This window comes from Streptomyces longispororuber, assembly GCF_024448165.1.
Classification (GTDB): Bacteria; Actinomycetota; Actinomycetes; order Streptomycetales; family Streptomycetaceae; genus Streptomyces; species Streptomyces longispororuber_A.
This window is the reverse complement of sequence record NZ_JAMOLN010000123.1, coordinates 1-19848: the sequence shown is the minus strand read 5'-3', so window position 1 is coordinate 19848 and position 19848 is coordinate 1. Positions and strand designations below refer to the sequence as shown.

The following is a 19848-nucleotide window of genomic DNA, read 5'->3' as shown; positions in this document are numbered from 1 at the left end:
GGCGAAAACCTGTTGCCCGCGCGGTCACCGGGCGCACACGATGAATTCATGAGCACGACGGGGGAGCGGGCGTGAGCGCCCGCCTGCGCGAGATCGCGCAGAGCACGGAGAAGATCGTCGGGGCGGGGGAGTACGTGGCCGGAAACGGCCGCACCGTCCCGATCCGCGACGCGGTGGCACGGGCCAGGGCGGGCACGCGGATGTACGGCCCCGACCCGGTGGAGGTGCCCGCCACGACGTCCGCCGGGGCCGCCGCCGCGACGCCGTCCGCGGGCCCGTCCGTCGAGGTCACGGGGGAGAGCAGCCTCGACGCGGCACGCCGCCTCACGGCCCGCGGGCCCGGGCCGGTCGCGGTCCTGAACTTCGCGTCGGCACGGAACCCGGGCGGCGGGTACCTGAACGGCGCGCAGGCGCAGGAGGAGGCCGTCTGCCGCTCCTCCGCGCTGTACACGTGCCTGACCGAGGTCCCGGAGTTCTACGCCCACCACCGCGCCGACCGGGACGTGTTCTACAGCGACCGCGTCATCCACGCGCCGGGAGTGCCGGTGTTCCGGGACGACCGCGGCCGTCTGCTCGACGAGCCGTACGAGGTGGGCTTCCTGACCTCGCCCGCGCCGAACGCGGGCGTGATCGCGCGCACCACCCCGGAGCGGGTCCACGCGATACCCGCCGCGCTGGCCGCCCGCGCCGAGCGGGTGCTGGAGGTCGCGGCCGCGGAGGGCTACCGGCGGCTGGTCCTCGGCGCGTGGGGCTGCGGCGTGTTCCGCAACGACCCGGCCGACGTCGCCGAGGCGTTCCGCGCCCTGCTCCTGGGCCGTTTCCGCGGCCACTTCGACCAGGTCGTCTTCGCCGTCCTCGACCGCACCCGCGACGCGGCCACGCGCACGGCCTTCGAGCGGGTCGTCGGCGGGGCGTGAGCGGGCGGCGCCGGGGGCGGTGAGCCGTCCGGCTCAGCGCCAGCCGTAGCGCTCCCGCAGCCGCAGCACCACGGTGTTGAACCGGCCGCGGTCCAGCGCGCACGCCTCGCGGCGCATCCCGTTCTCGTGGACGCGCAGCACCCGGTCCAGGTCCACCCACGAGTCACGGCCGTCCCGGTCCCAGGGGCCCGAGCCGAGCGCCACCCACTCGCGGTCGCGGTCGTGCCGCTTGCTGGACAGCTGCACGGCGAGCAGCGTGCCGGCCGCCTCACGGGCGACGACGAGCACCGGCCGGTCCTTGCCCCGGCCGTCGTTCTCCTCGAAGGGCACCCAGGTCCAGACGATCTCGCCGGGGTCCGGGTCGCCGTCGTGCGCGGGCGCGTACTCGGTGCGCACCCGGCCCACCTGGTGCGGCTCGGCCTCCACCGTCGCCGTCGCGCCGGTGCGGCCGGGGTGGTCGTATGCGTGGTCATCCGTAAAGGCAGTCACGCGGGTCACGTTAGAGCCTGGACGGCCCAATCCGCGCGGCGGGTGCGCCGGACCCGCTCCACGCTCGGCACATGGCACGACGACGAATAACCCGAAGCGCCCTGTCCGCCCTGGCCGTTCTGCTCGCCACGACGACCGCGACCGCCGCCGTCCCCGGCCGCGCGGGGGCGCCACCGCCGCGCACGGTTTCGGCCTGGCTGCCGTACTGGGACCAGGAGGCCGCCTACCGCAACGCGCTCGCGCACGCCGAACAGATCCGCACCATCAGCCCCTTCTGGTACGAGACGAAGTCCGCGACCCGCGTCACCGGACTGCCCGGCGCGGGCGAACGCCGCATCGTCGACGGGCTGCACGCGAAGGGCATCCAGGTCGTCCCGACCGTCATGGAACAACTGCGGCCCGGCGCCCTCGCGGCCGTCCTGACCAGCCCCGGGCGCCGCGCCGAACACATCGAGGCGCTGCTCGCCGTCGTCCGTAGCCGCGCCTACGACGGACTCGACCTCGACTACGAGACCATCGCGCCGACCCCAAACGCCAAGTACCGCGCCGTACGCGCCGGTTACGCCACCTTCGTGACCGACCTGTGCGCGCGCCTGCACGCCCTGGACAAGCAGTGCTTCGTCACCGTCACCCCCAGGACGCGCACCACGGGCCGCGTCTGGGACTACCGCACGCTGGGCGCCGTCGCCGACCGGATGCGCATCATGGCCTACAACCTGCACCACGCCGAAGGCGGACCCGGACCGATCGCCACCCCGCAGTGGTACGACGAGATCCTGGCGACCGCCACCGCCCAGGTCCCGCCCGCCAAGCTGGAGATGGGCCTGCCCGCCTACGGCTGGGACTGGGTGGTCGGCAGCAAGGACCGCGCCCACCACGTCACCTGGAAGGACGCGGAAGCGCTGCGCCGCAAGGTCAAGGCGCCCTACACCCTCGACCCGGCCTCCCGGACCCCGCACTTCACGTACGAGGAGGGCAGAATCCGCCACACCGTCTGGTACCAGGACGCCCGCGGCACCGCCGCCCACCTCCCCGCGCTGCGCACGTACGGGGTGCGGAACACGGTGCTGTGGGCGCTGAACTTCGAGGACCCCGACGTATGGCGGCAACTCGCGGACGGCCAGTAGAAGCTAGAAGCGGGCGACTAGCCGAAGGCGGGCGGACGGCGCTCGAACCACCGCTGGTCCGCCTCCAGTTGGGCCGCCAGCGAGATCAGCAGCGGCTCGCTGTGGGCGGGCCCGAGGAGTTGAGCGCCGACCGGCAGACCGTCGCCGACCAGACCGGCCGGCACGTTCACCCCCGGCCAGCCGAGCACGTTCCACGGCCAGGCGTACGGACACGCGGCGATCATCGCGCGGTCCGTGCGCCAGCCGTTCAGCCGCGCCAGGTCCCCGATCCGCGGCGGGGGAGCGGCCGTGGTCGGCGCCAGCACCACGTCGTAGGTGTCGAAGACCGCCCCGATCCGGCGGTGCAGCGCCGCCTCCGACCGCTTGGCCAGGCGCAGCGGCGCGCCGCCGAGCAGCCGGCCCATCCGGGCGGCCTCCCGGGTGCGCGGATCCAGCCGGGCCGGATCGGGTATCCGGTCCACCCACTCCGTGATCCCGGCCGTCGCGCGCGGCACGAACGCGAGGCCGATCTGCCCGTAGCGCGGATCGGCCTCCTCGACATCGTGGCCGAGCGCCGCGAGCCGCTCCGCGAGCGCGACGACCCGCGCCCGCACGGCCGGGCTCAGCCGCTTCGGCGTGGCCGTGAACGGCATGCGCAGTGACAGGGCGATCCGCAGCCGGCCCGGGTCGCGCCGTGCGGCCTCGGCGGCCTGCACGGCGGGCGGCCGGTGCCGGTCCCCCGCGTGGCTGCCGCTCGCCGCGTCCAGGAGCAGCGCCGCGTCCTCGACGGTGCGGGCGAGGGTGCCGTTCACCGTGATCCCGTGGAACGCCTCCGCCCACGGCCACGTCGAGATCCGGCCCCGCTGCGGCTTGATGCCCACCAGATGCGTCCAGGCCGCCGGGATCCGTACGCTGCCCGCCCCGTCCGAGCCGAGCGCCGCCGGGACGAGCCCCGCCGCGACGGCCGCGGCCGAACCCCCGGACGAACCGCCCGGCGTGTGCGCGGGCGCCCACGGATTGCGGGTGTCACCGAACGCGGGACCCTCGGTGAAGGGCCACTGCCCCAGCTCGCACGTGTTCGTCTTGCCGACGACCACGGCTCCCGCGGCCCGCAGCCTGCGCACCGCCTCCGCGTCCTCGCTCCGCACGGGGAACTCCCCGGCGCAGCCGAACGCGGTCGGCTCCCCGGCCACGTCCGTGTCGTCCTTGACCGCCACCGGCACGCCGAGCAGCGGCAGCCGCTTCCCGGCCGCCAGCTCGCGGTCCGCCGCGTCCGCCTCGGCGAGCGCGGCCTCGCCCCGTACCCGGCGGAACGCGTTCAGCACCGGCTGGGTCCGCTCGATCCGGTCGAGGGCCTGCTCGACCAGCGCGCGCGACGACACCGTCCCCTCGGCGAGGGCCCGCGCCGCGGCGCCGAGCCCCGGCAGCGTCTCGGTGGCCATGGACACCTCCAATTCCCCTGTGGTGAACGCACGTTATCGGCCGGTGGCCACCGTGGCACGCCCGGGGGCAGGGCGCCCCGGCCGGTCTGGAAGGATGCCGTACGTCATGGTGCAGATACCGAAGCAGCAGCCCGCCAAGCCCCGGCCCGCCGAGCCCGCCCGGGGCGCCGTGCCGACCAGTGCCGACGTCGCGCGCCTCGCCGGGGTCTCGCGCGCCACCGTCAGTTACGTCCTGAACAACACCAGCGCCGTCCGCATCAGCGAACCCACCCGGCGCCGCGTCCACGACGCCGCCAAGGAACTCGGCTACGTCCCGCACGCCGCCGCCCGCAGCCTGCGCGCCGGACACACCCGCATCGTCCTCATGCCGACCCCCGAGGTTCCGGTCGGCCCGCTCTACAGCGGCTTCCTCAACGCGTTGCAGTGGGCGCTCAGCCGCCTCGACTACACGGTCGTGCAGTACGGCAGCGTCGGCCTCGGCGGCGACGACGCGGCCCGCGCCTGGGCCGAGCTGCGCCCCGTCGCCGTGCTCGCCCCGGTCGGCATGGGCCCCGACGGGATCGCCCTGCTCAAGCGGTCCGGCGCCCGGGCCGTCATCACCCTGGGACCCGCCCCGGTCGACGGCGCGCACGCGCTGCTCATGGACCACCGCGAGGTCGGCCGCGTCGCGGGGGAGCACCTCCTCGCCCGCGGCCACCGGCGCGTCGGGGTCGTCGTACCCCGCGAGCCGGGCCTCGGCGTGTTCGCCGAACCCCGGCTCGCGGGCGTGCGGGAGAGCGGCGCGGAGGTGGTGGCACTGCCGCTCGCGTACGACGAGGAGAGCGCGGCCCAGGTCGCCGCGCAGCTGACGGAGTCGGGCCTGCGTGCCGTGTTCGCCTACAACGACGAGTACGCGATGCTGCTGATGCGCGCGCTCCAGGACGCCGGCGCCACCGTCCCCGGTGACGTCGCCGTGATCGGTGCCGACGACCTGATGCTGGGCCGGCTGCTGCGCCCCCGGCTCAGCACCGTCCGGATCGACCTGCCGTCGGGCGAGGAGCTCGCCGAGCTGGTCGACCGGCTGGTCCGGGACCCGGCCGCCGAGCCCGAGGTGCACGACGTGCTCGCGGCGACCGTGGTCGCCCGCGCCTCGACCTGACCGGACCCGCCCACGGACACCGCGGGGCGGCCGCCGTCGGCGACCGCCCCGCTCGTCCGCCGCTGCGGCGGGTCAGCCCTCGTCGGACGGCTGCTGCGCCTGCTGCTCGGCGATCGACTTGCGGACCTCGTCCATGTCCAGCTTGCGCGCCTGCCCGATCACGTCGTCCAGGGCCTCCTGCGGCAGCGCGCCCGGCTGGGCGAACACGGCCACCTGGTCACGGACGATCATCAGCGTCGGGATCGACTGGATGCCGAACGCGGCGGCCAGCTCCGGCTGCGCCTCCGTGTCCACCTTGCCGAAGACCAGATCGGGATTGGCCTCGGCGGACTTCTCGTAGACGGGGGCGAACTGCTTGCAGGGCCCGCACCAGGACGCCCAGAAATCGATCAGCACGAACTCGTTCTCCGTGACCGTCGAGTCGAAGTTCTCCTTGGTCAGCTCCACGGTGGTGCTGCTCATGGTGTTTCCCTCTTCCTGCTTCCTGGGTTCGGGGCGAAGCCGTAGGGGGCAATGCCGCTGTGCACAACGGTCCGCATGACGGACGTATTCCGCGCTCGTACCCATGTGGCCCGTACGCACACCTACCACCAGACTGGGCTCCATGACGGAAGCCAACGAGTACGACGTAGTAGTGGTGGGGGCGGGACCGGTCGGCGAGAACGTCGCCGACCGGGCACGGGCCGGTGGACTGAGCGTGGCGATCGTGGAGAGCGAGCTCGTCGGCGGCGAGTGCTCGTACTGGGCGTGCATGCCCAGCAAGGCGCTGCTGCGCCCGGTGCTCGCCCGCGCCGACGCCCGCCGGCTGCCCGGCCTGCGCCAGGCCGTGCAGGGCCCCCTCGACACCCCTGCCGTACTTGCCCATCGCGACGACTTCACCTCCCACTGGAAGGACGACGGCCAGGTCGGCTGGATCGAGTCCATCGGCGTCGACCTGTACCGCGGCCACGGCCGACTCGCCGGGCCCCGCGCGGTCACGGTGACCGCCGACGACGGCACGGTCACCACGCTCACCGCCCGGCACGCCGTCGCCGTCTGCACCGGCACCCGCGCCGCCCTGCCGGGGCTGCCGGGCCTCGCCGACGTCGCGCCGTGGACGAGCCGCGAGGCGACCAGCGCGGAGCGGGCCCCCGGCCGCCTGATCGTGGTCGGCGGCGGGGTCGTCGCCACCGAGATGGCCACGGCCTGGCAGGCGCTCGGCTCGCAGGTCACGGTGCTCGTACGCGGCGGCGGACTGCTGAACCGGATGGAGCCGTTCGCCGGGGAGCTGGTGACGGACGCGCTGCGCGAGGCGGGCGCCGACGTGCGGACCGGGGTCTCGGTGACGGCCGTCGAGCGCAAGGGCGGCACGGTCACGGCCACGCTCGGTGACGGTTCGACGGTCGAGGCCGACGAGATCCTCTTCGCGACGGGCCGCGCACCGCGCACCGACGACATCGGCCTGGAGACGGTCGGCCTGGAACCGGGTTCGTGGCTCCCGGTCGACGACTCCCTGCGGGTCGAGGGCAGCGACTGGCTGTACGCCGTCGGTGACGCCAACCACCGGGCGCTCCTCACCCACCAGGGCAAGTACCAGGCCCGGATCGCGGGCGCCGCGATCTCCGCCCGCGCGCAGGGCGTGCCCCTCCTGGAGACCGACCGCTGGGGCGCCCACGCCGCCACCGCCGACCACGACGCCGTCCCCCAGGTCGTCTTCACCGACCCGGAGGCGGCGAGCGCGGGCCTGACCCTCGCCGAGGCGGAGGCGGCCGGCCACCGCGTCCGCGCCGTCGACTACGACCTGGCGAACGTGGCGGGGGCGAGCCTCTACGCCGAGGGCTACACGGGCCGCGCCCGCATGGTCGTCGACCTCGACCGGGAGGTCCTCCTCGGCGTCACCTTCGTCGGCCCCGGCGTCGGCGAACTGATCCACGCGGCGACGATCGCCATCGCGGGCGAGGTCCCCATCGACCGGCTGTGGCACGCGGTCCCCGCCTACCCCACGGTGAGCGAGGTGTGGCTGCGCCTGCTGGAGACGTATCGCGGCTAGGGACCGTCGGATTCTCGTCGTCGCCCGCGGGCGACGACGAGAATCCGACGACCCTCAGTGCTGCTGCGGCTTCTGCGGCGTCGCCTCGCTCGGGCGCACGACGACGAAGCCCTCGCCCTCCAGCATGAGCTGGACCGCCTCCCCCGATCCGCCGCGGATCATCGAGCCGATGGACTGCGAACGGTGCAGCGACGTACGGAGGTCGGCGGTCCAGCCGACGATCGCGTCGGTGTCCACGTACACCGGCTGCTGCGGTGACACCGGCAGCACCAGCGGATTGCCCTCGCACACGAGGCCGAGCTTCCCGTGCCCGCTGAAGACGCTGTTGAACAGGCCGCCGCCGCTCATCCCCGCGCCCTTCACCGTCTTGATGTCGTACGACAGCGTGGCGTCGAAGCAGAGGACGTTGCGGCCGTTGACCGTGAACAGGTCGCCGGGCTCGATGTCGACGACGAACACGTTCTGCGCCTCCTGCGCGAACCAGGCCTCGCCCTGCCCGCGCACCTTCATCAGGGGCAGCCCCTCCCCGGTGACGGCCCGCTTCAGCATGCCGCCGACGCCCTGCCCCTTCCGTTCGAACTGCAGCTTCCCCCGGTAGGCGATCATCGCCCCCTGGCGCGCCAGCATCTCGCCGTCGACCACGTACCGGATCGACTTGGCGTTCTGAACGCTCATGCCCGGTGCGACCGCGGCCTGGACCATGTACTCACGCGCGAAAAGATCACCCTTCATGCGGGCATCGTGGCCCGGAGGGATTCCTTCCGACAAGTGCGGGGACGGGGGCCGCTCCGGTCGCAGCCTTGCCCCCTGATGCAACGGGCTTGTTCCCGGGGGTACTTGTCATGACGGGGCGCAGTGTCACGGGCAACGGACGCTCCCGGCAACCGCATTGCCCGGGCAGCGGACCGCCTCGTCCGTACCCGCCGGAAGCCCGCCCAACGGCCGGGCGGGCACGTGATGGTGGGCGCGCGCCAGGAAACGGAACGGATTCACGGCGATTCCGCGTCGCACCGTGAGTGCTACGCGCGTCGGCCGGTAATGATGGCTACAGCGCCCCTGCCGGAAATCGGGTTCGAACGTCGGCAGGGGCGCTCGCGAGGCAGTGCGGCTCCCCTTCACACACTCCCTCGCACGCTCCATCCGGTGGCGCGGGGTCTGCGGGAGTACCGACCCGGTCGCGCCACGGATGGAGGGCCGGAGCCGCGTAGTCGGCGATGCGGCTCCGGCTGTCCATTCGTCACGTCATTCGGCCCGGGGTCTTGGGGGCGCGGGGGAGGCGTCCCTCCCACCAGCCTCACCGTACGGCATATGCCGGAGTACTCTCAAGGTCGCCGACGCCGTCAACCCGGGGCGACGGCTCGTCCCCCACCGGGCCTATGGAGAACCGCGGCCGTCAGGTGTTCCATAGGACGGGACGCCGTAGGCACATGCCCCCGGCAGTGTGAACGACCCGAGAGCGACAGATGGTTGGGGGTGGAGAGCGTGAACACACCTCTTCTCGATGTCCAGTTGGTCGACGCAGGTGAGACGGTGCTGCTGCGGATCTCGGGGGAGCTGGACGTACTGACCGCTCCTCAGCTCGACCGGGTGCTGGCAGCGCTCCACACCCGAAGCTGCGAACTCGACCTCGCCGAGGTGCCGTTCACCGACTCGACCGGTGTGAACCTGCTGGTGCGGCACCAGCGCCGGGCGCTGCGCGAGGGCGGCGACCTCCGGCTGGTCGCCGTCACCCGGCCGGTGCGCCGCGTCCTGGAGATCACGGGGACGGCGGGTCCGCTGCTGGGCGGCCCGTAGACGGGCGCCGTATATCGCGTGCGGTGCCGGGTGGTGGACGTGCAGACTCACCTCATGGCGGACATGTGGGCGTTCCGGGAAGCGGTCGACCGGTGGGCAGCCGGCGGCCCCGGCGGACCGGCGGGTGAACTGGCCGGGCGGCTCGGTCTGCGGACGGCGGTGCTGCTGGAGGGGCCGAGCGACCTCGCGGCCGTCGAGACGCTGGCCGCGCGCCGGGCCCGCGACCTGGCCGCCGAGGGAGTGGCCGTGGTGTCGATGGGCGGCGCCATGAGCGTCGGGCGGTACGCCTCGCTGCTCGGGCCGCCCCACCTCGGGCTGCGCCTCACGGGGCTGTGCGACGAGCGGGAGCGGGGCTACTACGAGCGCGGCTGGGAGCGGGCCGGGGCGCCGGGCCGCGACTTCTTCGTGTGCGAGGCCGATCTGGAGGACGAGTTCATCCGCGCGCTGGGCGCGGCACGGGTCGAGGAGATCGTCCGCGCCGAGGACGACGACCTGCGGGCCTGGCAGACGTTCCTGCGCCAGCCCGCCCATCAGGACCGGCCGCTGGAGGCCCGGCTCCGGCGCTTCCTCGGCACGAGGAAGGGCCGCAAGATCCGCTACGGGAGTCTCCTCGCGGAAGCCCTCGACCTCGACCGGGTCCCGGCCCCGCTGGACGATCTGTTCGCGGTGCTGTGACCCGTCGCCGGTCCTCGGCGACCGGGGGCCGGACGGAAATCCGGTGCCCGATGTCAGTGGCGGGGGATAGGCTCTTCACATGATCCCCACCGAGCGTTCTGGTTCCGCGCGGTCTGCCGACGAGCTCAACGAGCAGATTCGCGGCCTTCTGGCGCGCAGCCGTGGGCAGTTGAGCGCGGAGCAGCGCCGGGAGTACGAGGTGCTCGTCGTCGAGTGGGCGGCGGCCGTCCGTGGCGAGATCGTGAAGGCCGCCTAGGGCCACGGCGCGGGGTCCTGATCGCCTGCGTGTCCGGTTGCGACGCGATTCGAACGTGTGCTCTAGTTGACGTCATGAGTCATGTCGTGGGGCGTGTCGTGCGCGCGGATGCCGGTGAGACGGCGCCCGGCGGTCCGCCGTCCGCCTCGCCGGCACCCGCACCCAGGCCGGCACCTGCGCCGACTCCGACACCCGCACCGGCATTGGCTCGCGTGCCCGCCCTCACCCGCCCCGGCCGCTACCACCTGACGCTCACCGTGCGCGGCCAGGTGGTCCTGCACGGATGGTGGGACGACGCCGACGTGGCCGAGGCGAAGTGCGCCGGCCTGGTGCGCGAGCACCAGGACCACGGCGGCGTCGAGGTGCGGCTCACGGAACTGGACGACGACGAGCGGGAGTGGCCGCTGAGTGAGTGGGTCTCGCCCGGCCCCGCGTAGAGCGGCCCGTCACCCGCCGGTGTACTGGTCCCCGGTGACCGTCACCTGCCGGCCCGCCGAGGTGTCCGTCGACGTACTGCTGAGGCAGCTCCCCGATGTCGGATCGGTGACCGTCGGAAGCCCGCCCGTGTACGTGACGCCGCCCTCGGTGCCGGTCGGCGTGCCGTACGTGACCGTGACCCGCTGCGCGCACCCCGCCGTCAGGTACGGCTCGACGAAGCCCGCGTCCGACGCCTTGAAGCGGCCGGAGGCGATCGGCAGCCGGAAGCTGCCGATGTGGGCGACCGCGGCGCCGGTCGAGCGGTTCACGACGTCACCCGTCATCAGCTGCGTCGTCCCGTCGTCGCTCGCGCGCTGCAGCACGAGCGCGTACATCGTGCCCTTCGTGTAGTCGAAGCGGACCGCGCAGCTGACGCCCGCGCCGCCGTCCGCGCCGTAGGAGCAGTTGCTGTCGGTGGTCGTCGCGTTCGCGTTGAACGAGCTGAAGACCGCCTGGAGTTGCGGCTGCCCCGAGCCGCTCACCGGCTTGGGCTGGAAGCCCGCGTACGGGCGGGTACCGCTCTCCAGGGTCGTGTAGTACGCGAAGTAGATGCCGGACGCGTCGGGTGCCGACTCGAACGACATCGGCAGGGTCACCTTCGTGACCGGGGTCGGTGCGCTCGTCGACCAGCGGACGGTGGGGGTGGAGGCCCAGCTCTGGCCGGCGGCGCCCAGGGTGAGCAGCGCGGCGGCGCCGACGGTGACGAGCAGGCGGCGGGTTCGTGCGGCAGGGGTTCTCATGGGCGGCAGGATGTAAGCGTTTGCTGTCAACTCGCAAGAGGAGTAGCGAAGTTACTGGTTTTTACTATGGCCGGAGCGGGTCTGCCCGACAGTAACCGCTCACTGTCTCCCTCGCCGCGAAGAGTCATTCGCGAACGGTCATTCGCGAAGAGTTCTTCGCGAATGACTCTTCCGGAAGAAGTGTTCGCGTTCTAGGGTCGGGCGCATGACGCAACCTCGAACGGAGCCTCCGGAGGGGCAACTCCCGTCCGCTCGGGACGACATCGCGCTCGACACCGCCGCGCTGCGCGTCCTCGCCCATCCCGTCCGGCTCGCCCTCCTCAACCAGCTGCGGCGGCAAGGGCCGGCGACCGCACGGCAGTTGGCCCGGCAGTTCGACCTCGACTCCGGCGCCGCGAGCTATCACCTGCGCAAACTCGCACAGGGCGGTCTCATCGAGGAGGACACCGGGCGGGGCAACCGGCGCGACCGCTGGTGGCGGGCCCTGCACGCGGGCTCCCAGCACGATCCGGCCGAGAGCGGCGGGCCCGAGGGGCGCGCCTACAGCCGGGCCGTGGCTCTCGCCGCCGCCGAGAACCTGCGCCGCGCGGCCACGCAGATCGTGCCCGTGATCGCCGACGAGTGGTTCGCGGTGTCGACGTTCAGCGACTTCACCGTCCACGTCACCCCGGACGAACTCGCGGTGCTCAAAGGTGAGTTGGCGGCGGTCGTGGCCCGCTATCGGGAGCGTCCGGCGGCCGACGGGTCCGCGCCGGTCATCGTGCAGTTCCAGGCCTTCCCCGCGGAAGGGCCTGCCGCCCCCGAGCCGGCCCCGTGACCGCGCCGACGCACACCCGGCACGCCCCCGTCGCACCCGCCCACCGCGACCCGAACGTGCTGCGCTGGCTCGGCGCCTACACCACGTCCGTCACCGGCGACGTCATCTACTTCACCGCCCTCACCTGGGCCGTATCCGAAGCGGCCGGCCCCGCGCGGGCCGGGCTCGTGCTCGCCGCGGGCGCCGTGCCGCGCGCCCTCCTGATGCTCGGCGGCGGGGTGCTCGCCGACCGGTTCGGACCGCGCCGGGTCCTGATCGGCAGCGACCTCGTGCGCTGTCTGACCGTCCTCGCCGCCGCCCTCGCCACGTACACGCGCGGGCCCGAACTCGCCGTCCTGTGCGTGCTCGCCGTCTGCTTCGGCGTCGCCGACGCGCTGTTCATGCCCGCCGTCGGGGCACTGCCGCCGAGCCTGACCGCGCGCGAGGAACTCACCCGCGTCCAGGGCCTGCGGTCCCTCGCGGTACGGCTCGCCAACACCGTCGGGCCGCTCGCGGCCGCCGCGGCACTGACCGCCGGAGGGGCCGCGGGCGCGTTCGCCGGCGTCGGCGCCCTGTTCGCGGTGTCGCTCGTCCTGCTCGCCGTCCTGCGCACCCCGGGCCGCCCCGCACCGGCGGCCGCGCCCGTCATGACCCAACTGCGTGACGGGCTGCGGTACTTGCGCGGGCGGCGCACCCTCGTCCGGCTCGTCGTGGTCATCGGACTCGGTGAGATGTGCTTCAGCGGTCCCGTCGGCACCGCCCTCGTCCTCCTCACCGGTGAGCGCGGCTGGAGCCCCGGCACCCTCTCGCTGCTGCTCGGAGCGTTCAGCGTCGCGGGCGCCGCGGTCGGCATCGCGTTCAGCGCCGTGCCCCGGGTGCCCGCACCCCGCGCCGTCCTCGCCGTGTGCCTGGCACTGACCGCCGTGTTCGTCACCACCCTCGGCCTCGCCCGGCCGGGACCGGGCGCCGCCGTGGCGCTGTGCGCGCTGCTGGGCGCGGCCGGCGGGATCCCGATGGTCCTCGGACACGCGCTGCTCCAGCAGGACACCGACCCCGCCTACATCGGCCGGGTCACCTCGGTCACCTCCCTGTGCACGCTCGGCCTCAGCCCGCTCCTGTTCCCGCTCGCCGGCGTCGTCGCCGAGGTGTGGGGGGCCGGGGTGTTCCTGGCCGGGTGCGGCGGCGTGTGCCTGCTGGCCGCCGCGTGCGCGACCGTGAAGTGGCCGCGCACGGTGGCGGATTGACGCCACGGCACTTTCTCGCCCGCCCGCATCGGCCCACGCGTCGCGCCCTCCTGCGATCGTTCGCTGCGAAATCAGCGTCGGACCGGGGAGGGACCAGCGTGCCAACCAGCAGACAGCTGCCTACGGGCAGCCGCGGGCGACGGCGAGGGGCCGGGGCGGGGCGGCGGGCGGCTGGCGCCGCACTGGTGGTCGCCGCCGTGCTCGGGGGCGTACTGCCCGGCTCCGCCCAAGGGGCGGACGACGGGCCGCGGTTGACCGACCCCGCGGCCACCGCGGGGCCCGGCGCGGCCGCCCGGAGCGTCACCCTGCTCACCGGAGACGTCGTCTGGTACGCGGACGACGACGGCACGGGCGGCGGCCCGCGCATCGACCGGATCGTGCCCGGGCCCGGCCGTGACGGCATGGGCTTCACCCGCTACCACGTCGACGGCCACGAGTACGCCGTGCCGATCGACGCCGCCGAGCAGATCGCGCAGGGCCGGGTGGACCAGCGGCTGTTCGACGTCAGCACCCTCGTCGCCGACGGGTACGCCGACGCCGACACGGCCGCGCTGCGACTCGTCGTCGGCGACGCCCCGTCGGTCGACGGCGGACCCGAAGCACCCGAACACGCCCGACTGGAGCGCGAGTTCAGCACCGCGGGTGCAGCCGTGCTCAGCGTCCCCAAGAAGCACGCGGGCGCCGTGTGGCGGCGGCTCGCGACCGCCGGGGCCGCCGCGAAGAACGCCGGGATCGGCAAGGTCTGGCTCGACGGGCGCGTCCGGGCGACCCTCGACGAATCCGTGCCGCAGATCGGCGCCGACGTCGCCCACCGCCAGGGCGTCGACGGCCAGGGCGTCAGGGTCGCCGTCCTGGACACCGGCTACGACACCGGGCACCCCGACCTCAAGGGCAAGGTGGCCGGCGAGGCCGACTTCACCGGTGACGGCATCCAGGACGTCCAGGGCCACGGCACCCACGTGTCCTCGACCGTCGCCGGGTCCGGCGCCGCCTCCGCCGGGCGGTACGCGGGCGTCGCCCCCGGCGCCCGGCTGCTGGAGGGCAAGGTCCTCGACAACAGCGGCAGCGGCTACGACTCGTGGATCATCGCCGGGATGGAGTGGGCAGCGAAGGAGGACGCCGACATCGTCTCGATGAGCCTCGGCACGTCCGTCGCGTCCGACGGCACCGACCCGCTGTCCGGCGCCGTGGACCGGCTCTCCGCCGACGGCGGACCGCTGTTCGTGATCGCCGCCGGCAACACCGGGGACCGGACGATCGGTTCGCCCGGCGCCGCCGACTCCGCGCTCACCGTCGGCTCCGTCACCAAGCAGGGCGCCCTCTCGTCGTTCTCCTCGCGCGGCCCGCGCCAGGGCCGCTGGGCCGTCAAGCCAGAGGTGGCCGCCCCCGGCAGCGCCATCGTGGCCGCCCGCGCGGCGGGCACCCTCGGCGACAGCGCGGTGAACGCCCGGTACGCCTCGCTGTCCGGCACGTCGATGGCCACTCCGCACGTCGCGGGCGCCGCCGCCCTCCTCCGGCAGCAGCACCCCGACTGGAGCGGGCAGCGCCTCAAGGCCGCCCTCGTCGGCACCGCGGCACCCGTGGCGGGGACCACCGCCGACCAGACCGGCGGCGGACTCGTCGACGTACCGGCGTCGTTCGCCGCGAAGGTCACCGCGGAGCCCGCCACCCTCGCCGCCCGCGCCGCGGGGAAACCCGAGACCCGCACCGTCACCTGGCACAACGACGGCGACCGGCCCGTGACCCTGGACGTCAGCGCGCAGGGCGCCCTGATCGGCGTGCCGGCCCGGACCGTCACCGTCCCGGCCGGCGGCACGGCCACCAGTACCGTCCGGCTCGACCTGGCCGGCGCCGAACCCGGCGGATCGTACGGCGGCACCGTCACCGCGGACTGGCCCGGCCGCGGCGCCGTCCACGTACCCGTGTCCGTCACCGCGCCCGACGACGCCCGCACCCTCACCCTGACCGGACCGGCGCCGCGCGCCGGGACCGAGGCCACCCAGACCGGCGTCGTCATCCAGAACGAGAAGACCGGCGCCACCACCATGACGAGCCTCACCGGCACCACCCCCCGCTCCGTCACGCTGCCGCGCGGCACCTACCGTCTGATCGGCCACACCTGGGAGTACGACAAGGCCGGCACCACGATCACCGCCGTCACCGCCGTCCACCACGCCCGCCGCGTCACGGTCGACGACGACGCCTCCGTCACCCTCGGCACGGAGGCCGCGAAACCGGTCAGGATCGGCGTCGACGACGACGGCGTGCGCACCACCACCTCCGGCGCCACCGGCATCGGCACCACCACGCCCGACGGCTCCGCCACCGGACTGGTCGCCACCAGCGCCGCAGGACCGTACCGGGTGCAGGTCGTCCCCACGAAGGACGGCGAGACGTTCGACGGCATGCGCTTCTTCGCCGGCACCAGCTGGCAGCAGCGCGAGATCGACGCCCACGAACCCGGCCGCCCCGCACAGGAGTTGGGCCTCCAGCTGGCCCAGTACAGCATCTACCGCTGGACCGGGAAGGTGACCGCGGACGTCGTCGACATCGGCGGCGGCAGCGACGCCGAACTGGCGGGCAAGGACCTCAACGGCAAGATCGTCCTGTGGCGGCCCGCGACGTCGCAGTCCGCCGTCAACAACGCGATCTACCAGAAGCTCACCGACGCGGGCGTCTCCCTCGTCCTGCTCCAGGGCTACGGCCTCTCCGTGTACCGGCCGACACCGATCGCGTCCCTGAACGCCGAGTCGGCACCGCTCCTCAAGGACCGCCTCGCACAAGGGCCGTTGACCCTCACCGTCGAAGGCGTCGACACCTCGCCGACCGCCTACTTCCTCTTCCACAAGCAGGACGGCACGCTGCCCGCGGGCGCCGACTGGTACGACCGCCGCGCGGACCTCGCCCGGATCGACACCATGGAGAACACCCACGGCTACCCGTCCGACCCCAAGGGCCTGTACGCCTGGACCACGTGGCAGGGGGTCCGGCTCGTCCAGCAGACCACCCGCTTCCGCGCCCCGTCGCGGCAGCAGGTGTACGTGAGCCCGGACGTGGCCTGGTCCATGGCCACCTTCCACTACCAGTTCGACGTCGGCGAGCGGCCCTACGCGCTGGGCACCCAGGTCACCGACCCGACGACGTACACCAAGGGGCGTACGTACAAGGAGAGTTGGCTGGCCGCGCCGTTCAACCCCGAGCTGCGCGACGGCGAGCACGTCGTCCGGGACGGCGACAAGCTCCGGATCTCCCTGCCCGCGTTCTCCGACGAGGCCGGGCACCACTCCGAGACCGCGCCCGAGGCGGACACCGGCAGCACCGTCCTCGCCGACGACCGGGGCACCGTCCTCGACAGCAACGACCGCCCCGGACAGGCCGTGTTCGACCTGCCGCGCGACGACCGCTGGTACCGGCTGACCGTCGACGCCACCCGCGCCGCCCGCGACCAGGTCACCTGGACCCTCGGCACCCGCGTCACCGACGAGTGGCGGCTGCGCTCGGGACACGAGCGGAAGGCGAGCCCCGCCCGCCTCATCGACCTCACCTACGACACCCCGCTCGACGGACTCAACACCACCGACCCGGAGGAGGAGTTGACCTACACCGTCACCGCCGGCACCCAGGGCGGCACCCACGCCCGGCCGGTGAAGTCGCTGACCGTCGCCTACTCGACCGACGACGGCGCCACCTGGCAGCAGGCGCGCACCCACCGCGACGGCGACGACTGGAAGGTCACCGTGCCCGCCGCGGGCCCGGCCAAGGTGTCGCTGCGCACCACGGTCACCGACGTCACCGGCGCCTCCCTGACGGAGACGCTGATCAAGGCGTACAACTCCGGCTGCACCGACATCTGGTGCGGCCGGTGAGCGGTGCTCCACGCCCCTCGTCCCTCGGCGGCATCGGACTCGGTGCCGCCGAGGAGCGGCTCTACCAGCGGCTCGTCACCGACGGGCCGCTGGTCCCCGCCGTCCGGGGCCGGATCGCCGCCCGGCTCGTCGCCCTCGGCCTGGCCGAGTACACGGACGACGGGCGCCTGACCGCGACCCCGCCCCAGATCACCCTCGCCGAACTCGTCTCCGCCCGCGAGGTCGAGGTGCGGCGCGCCCGGGAGGCCGCCGAACGCCTCACCGCGACCTACCGGGCCAGGGCCGACCGGAACCCGCAGGACGGCCACCTCGACGTGGTGCACGGCGGTGAACGCATCGGCCGGCTCATCCGGCAGGTGCTGCGCGACGCCCGCGCGGAGGTCCGCTTCTTCGCCCGGCCGCCCTTCGGCGTGCTCGACGTGCGTCACCCCGACGACGAGGAGACCGAACTCGGTGCGCGCGGCATCCGCGAACGCCTCGTCATCGGTCGCGACGTGCTCGACGAACCCGACGCGCACTCCGTGATCCGGGCCTCCCTCGACCGCGGCCAGGAGATCCGCTTCGCACCGCAGCTGCCCTGCAAGCTGCTGATCGCCGACGACGAGACCGCCGTCGTCCAACTGGACGACGGCGGCCCGCACCACGACGGCGTCCTCGTGGTCCGGCGCGGCGGCGTCCTCGACGCGCTCACGGCCCTCTTCGAGTTCCAGTGGGAGCACGCGGCGAGCCTGCGCGAGAGCGGCGACGGCCGGATCGAGCCGCGTCCCGAGGCGACGGGCGACGTGCTCGACGAGGAGGACCGCACGCTCCTCGCGCTGCTCCTCGCCGGACACACCGACGCGTCGGCGGCGCACCGCGCCGGTGTCGGCCGGCGCACCGTCCAGCGGCGCATCCGCCGCCTGATGGACCTCACCGGCACCGACACCCGGCTCCAACTCGGCTGGTACGCAAGGGACCGCGGCTGGCTCTGACCGCGAGCGGGCCGGGTGGGGAAGAGCGGGCCCCGGCGCCGACTCCGGGGCCCGCCGCACTGCTGGACGCCTGCGGGGTGCGTACAGTGTGGCGGATCCCGGGCCGCCAGGGGAGTGATCGGGGTGGCGCTTCGGCGCCGTGGCGCCTAAGCGCCACCGCGGCGGGACGGCCGCTTGACGGCCTTCAGCACCACGAACTTCGGGTCGCTCGCGACGAGTTCGCTGTCGCCGAACAGGCGGCGCAGCTTCACGTGGTAGCCGAGGTGCCGGTTCCCTACGACCCACAGCTCGCCGCCGGGCGCGAGGGCCGCACGGGCCTGCGCGAACATCCGCGTCGCCGTGGCGTCCGTCGTCGCCTGGTGCGAGTGGAACGGCGGGTTGTTCAGGACCAGGTCGACGCTCTCCGGTTCGGCCTCGGCCAGACCGTCACCGACCCGGAACACGGCGCCGCCGGGCCGGTCGCCCGCGTTCGCCGCGTACGTCGCCCGCGCGGACGCCACCGCCTGGTGCGACTCGTCCGTGAAGAGGATCTCGGCGTCCGGGTGGGTGAGCGCGGCGCTCGTGCCCACGACTCCGTTGCCGCAGCCCAGGTCGACGATGCGGCGGGCACCGGACCGGTCCGGCAGGTGCTGGAGGAAGAACCGGGTGCCGATGTCGAGGCGCTCCGCGCAGAACACCCCGGCGTGGTTGACGACCGTGCGGCCCGCCAGGACGCCGACGTCGTCGGGGAGCCGGTAGCTGTGCGGCCACGGGTTCGGGCCGGGCGAGCCGGGGGAGCCGGCGGCGGGCGCCAGGTCGGGCGTGGTGAAGATCAGTCGCGCCTTCTGCTCGGCGAGCGAGGTGCGGGTGGGGCCGATGTTCCGCTCGAACAGCTTCAGGGTGGAGGTGTGGATCTCCTTGACCATGCCCGTGCCGACGACCACCGTGCCCTCGTGCAGCGCGGGCCGCAGCCGGTGCAGCTGGTCCTCCAGGAGAGCGAGGCTCTTGGGCACCCGGACGATCAGCACGTCGATCCGGTCGGGCGCCGCGTCCTGCGTGGTGAGCAGCCGGGCCCCGGTGTGCCCGGCCCGCTCCAGGTTCGCGGCCGTCGCCCGCTGCCCCAGGTACGAGTCGGAGATCAGCACCGGAGCGCACCCGGGCGCGCCCGCGAGTGCCGTGCCCAGGGCGCCCCAGCGGTCGCCGACCACCACGACGGAACCCGTCAGGCCGGTGCCGTCGGCGGCGAGCCGGCGCAGCAGGTACGCGTCGGCCGCGTCCCAGGCGCGCAGCCGGTCACGGGGGTCCTCCGGGAAGCGGGTGAGGTCGAGGTCGCCCCAGGTCGTGCGCAGACGGGGGGTGGGCTGATCGGTGTGGTTCATCGTCCGGCAAGGCTAGCCGAGGGCCGGAACACGGCGGTGCGGCCGGGGCGTCGCGCCCCGGCCGCACCCGTCGGTCCGGTGCTCCGGCCGGTCTCCGGTCGCTTCCCGCGGGAGGTGACCGGTCACTCACTCCTGCGGGAAGTCCCCGGCGAGCGCCGCGGCCATCCGCAGGTGCGGCGCCGCCTCGGCGTCCCTGCCCTGCCGCTCCAGCGTGCGGCCGAGCATCAGACGCGCGTAGTGCTCGACCGGGTCGCGCTCCACGATCGTGCGCAACTCCGTCTCCGCGCGGCGCAGTTGGGCGGAGTGGTAGTAGGAGCGGGCCAGCAGCAGACGCGGGCCCGTCTGCTCCGGGACCTCCTCGACCAGACCGTCCAGGATCTGCGCGGCCGTCGCGTACTCCTTCGCGTCGAAGAACATCCGCGCCCGCTCCCAGCGCTCCACGGCCGTCCCCTGCGTGTAGTACTTCTGCTCCACTGTTGCCTCCTTCGACGCCGTCAACCACAGGAGGCGTACGGCATATTCCCTGGGCATCACGGAGCCGGTCCCGCCG

General features: G+C 73.9%; 19 protein-coding genes. 12 read left to right on the top strand and 7 right to left on the bottom strand.

Features of this window, described 5'->3' with window-relative positions:
- Nucleotides 1–71 precede the first annotated feature (71 nt).
- The gene (locus M4J07_RS29590; RefSeq protein WP_255976595.1) at nt 72–917 is read left to right on the top strand and encodes a TIGR02452 family protein; all 846 of its coding nucleotides are present in this window, start codon (nt 72–74) and stop codon (nt 915–917) included.
- 33 nt (nt 918–950) lie between these two features.
- Here the strand turns inward: M4J07_RS29590 and M4J07_RS29585 are convergent, their stop codons facing one another.
- Entirely contained in the window at nt 951–1406 is a 456-nt protein-coding gene (locus M4J07_RS29585) for a type II toxin-antitoxin system PemK/MazF family toxin (RefSeq protein ID WP_255976594.1), read from the bottom strand.
- A gap of 71 nt (nt 1407–1477) precedes the next feature.
- Between M4J07_RS29585 and M4J07_RS29580 the strand changes: the two genes are divergently transcribed.
- Nucleotides 1478–2533 (top strand): glycosyl hydrolase family 18 protein, encoded by a 1056-nt coding sequence (locus M4J07_RS29580; RefSeq protein ID WP_255976592.1) that lies wholly within the window; start codon nt 1478–1480, stop codon nt 2531–2533.
- A 17-nt stretch (nt 2534–2550) separates the two neighbouring features.
- Here the strand turns inward: M4J07_RS29580 and M4J07_RS29575 are convergent, their stop codons facing one another.
- Nucleotides 2551–3954: an amidase gene (locus M4J07_RS29575; protein WP_255976590.1), complete on the bottom strand. Its 1404-nt coding sequence runs from the start codon at nt 3952–3954 to the stop codon at nt 2551–2553.
- A gap of 106 nt (nt 3955–4060) precedes the next feature.
- Between M4J07_RS29575 and M4J07_RS29570 the strand changes: the two genes are divergently transcribed.
- Nucleotides 4061–5092, top strand: coding sequence for a LacI family DNA-binding transcriptional regulator (locus M4J07_RS29570; RefSeq protein WP_255976588.1), 1032 nt, complete (start codon nt 4061–4063; stop codon nt 5090–5092).
- Nucleotides 5093–5164: 72 nt separating this feature from the next.
- Here M4J07_RS29570 and trxA read toward each other — a convergent pair whose 3' ends face one another.
- Nucleotides 5165–5554 carry a thioredoxin gene (gene trxA / locus M4J07_RS29565; protein WP_255976585.1) on the bottom strand — a complete coding sequence of 130 codons (390 nt, stop codon included), beginning with the start codon at nt 5552–5554 and terminating at the stop codon, nt 5165–5167.
- A gap of 142 nt (nt 5555–5696) precedes the next feature.
- Here trxA and M4J07_RS29560 point away from each other — a divergent pair, with 142 nt between their 5' ends.
- Entirely contained in the window at nt 5697–7121 is a 1425-nt protein-coding gene (locus M4J07_RS29560) for a dihydrolipoyl dehydrogenase family protein (RefSeq protein WP_255976583.1), read from the top strand.
- Nucleotides 7122–7175: 54 nt separating this feature from the next.
- Here the strand turns inward: M4J07_RS29560 and M4J07_RS29555 are convergent, their stop codons facing one another.
- Nucleotides 7176–7853: an AIM24 family protein gene (locus M4J07_RS29555; RefSeq protein WP_255976581.1), complete on the bottom strand. Its 678-nt coding sequence runs from the start codon at nt 7851–7853 to the stop codon at nt 7176–7178.
- 750 nt (nt 7854–8603) lie between these two features.
- Between M4J07_RS29555 and M4J07_RS48295 the strand changes: the two genes are divergently transcribed.
- The 4 genes from M4J07_RS48295 to M4J07_RS29535 all read left to right on the top strand — a co-directional run bounded on the left by M4J07_RS48295 (nt 8604) and on the right by M4J07_RS29535 (nt 10283).
- Nucleotides 8604–8915, top strand: a complete 312-nt coding sequence (locus tag M4J07_RS48295) for an STAS domain-containing protein (RefSeq protein ID WP_255976579.1) — start codon at nt 8604–8606, stop codon at nt 8913–8915.
- A gap of 54 nt (nt 8916–8969) precedes the next feature.
- Entirely contained in the window at nt 8970–9590 is a 621-nt protein-coding gene (locus M4J07_RS29545; protein WP_255976623.1) for a TOPRIM nucleotidyl transferase/hydrolase domain-containing protein, read from the top strand.
- A 79-nt stretch (nt 9591–9669) separates the two neighbouring features.
- Nucleotides 9670–9846 (top strand): hypothetical protein, encoded by a 177-nt coding sequence (locus M4J07_RS29540; protein WP_255976577.1) that lies wholly within the window; start codon nt 9670–9672, stop codon nt 9844–9846.
- Nucleotides 9847–10058: 212 nt separating this feature from the next.
- Entirely contained in the window at nt 10059–10283 is a 225-nt protein-coding gene (locus tag M4J07_RS29535) for a hypothetical protein (protein WP_255976625.1), read from the top strand.
- A gap of 9 nt (nt 10284–10292) precedes the next feature.
- On the opposite strand, the gene M4J07_RS29530 is transcribed toward M4J07_RS29535, so the two are convergent.
- Complete coding sequence (locus M4J07_RS29530) at nt 10293–11063, bottom strand: hypothetical protein (RefSeq protein ID WP_255976575.1); 771 nt, start codon at nt 11061–11063, stop codon at nt 10293–10295.
- Nucleotides 11064–11268: 205 nt separating this feature from the next.
- On the opposite strand from M4J07_RS29530, the gene M4J07_RS29525 reads away from it, so the two are divergent.
- The 4 genes from M4J07_RS29525 to M4J07_RS29510 all read left to right on the top strand — a co-directional run bounded on the left by M4J07_RS29525 (nt 11269) and on the right by M4J07_RS29510 (nt 17940).
- On the top strand, nt 11269–11880 hold the full coding sequence (locus M4J07_RS29525; RefSeq protein ID WP_255976574.1) for an ArsR/SmtB family transcription factor: 612 nt from the start codon (nt 11269–11271) through the stop codon (nt 11878–11880).
- Nucleotides 11877–13103 carry an MFS transporter gene (locus M4J07_RS29520; protein WP_255976572.1) on the top strand — a complete coding sequence of 409 codons (1227 nt, stop codon included), beginning with the start codon at nt 11877–11879 and terminating at the stop codon, nt 13101–13103. The genes M4J07_RS29525 and M4J07_RS29520 overlap by 4 nt, the downstream gene beginning before the upstream one ends.
- 98 nt (nt 13104–13201) lie before the next feature.
- A complete protein-coding gene (locus M4J07_RS47990; protein WP_308284783.1) occupies nt 13202–16969 on the top strand; it encodes a S8 family serine peptidase in 3768 nt (1255 codons plus the stop codon).
- On the top strand, nt 16966–17940 hold the full coding sequence (locus M4J07_RS29510) for a TrmB family transcriptional regulator (protein ID WP_255976570.1): 975 nt from the start codon (nt 16966–16968) through the stop codon (nt 17938–17940). Before M4J07_RS47990 ends, M4J07_RS29510 begins: the two co-directional genes overlap by 4 nt.
- Before the next feature lie 146 nt (nt 17941–18086).
- Here the strand turns inward: M4J07_RS29510 and M4J07_RS29505 are convergent, their stop codons facing one another.
- Both M4J07_RS29505 and M4J07_RS29500 read right to left on the bottom strand, forming a co-directional pair.
- Nucleotides 18087–19298, bottom strand: coding sequence for a methyltransferase (locus M4J07_RS29505; RefSeq protein WP_374215102.1), 1212 nt, complete (start codon nt 19296–19298; stop codon nt 18087–18089).
- A gap of 126 nt (nt 19299–19424) precedes the next feature.
- Nucleotides 19425–19715, bottom strand: coding sequence for a tetratricopeptide repeat protein (locus M4J07_RS29500; protein ID WP_305128343.1), 291 nt, complete (start codon nt 19713–19715; stop codon nt 19425–19427).
- Between the last annotated feature and the right edge of the window lie 133 nt (nt 19716–19848).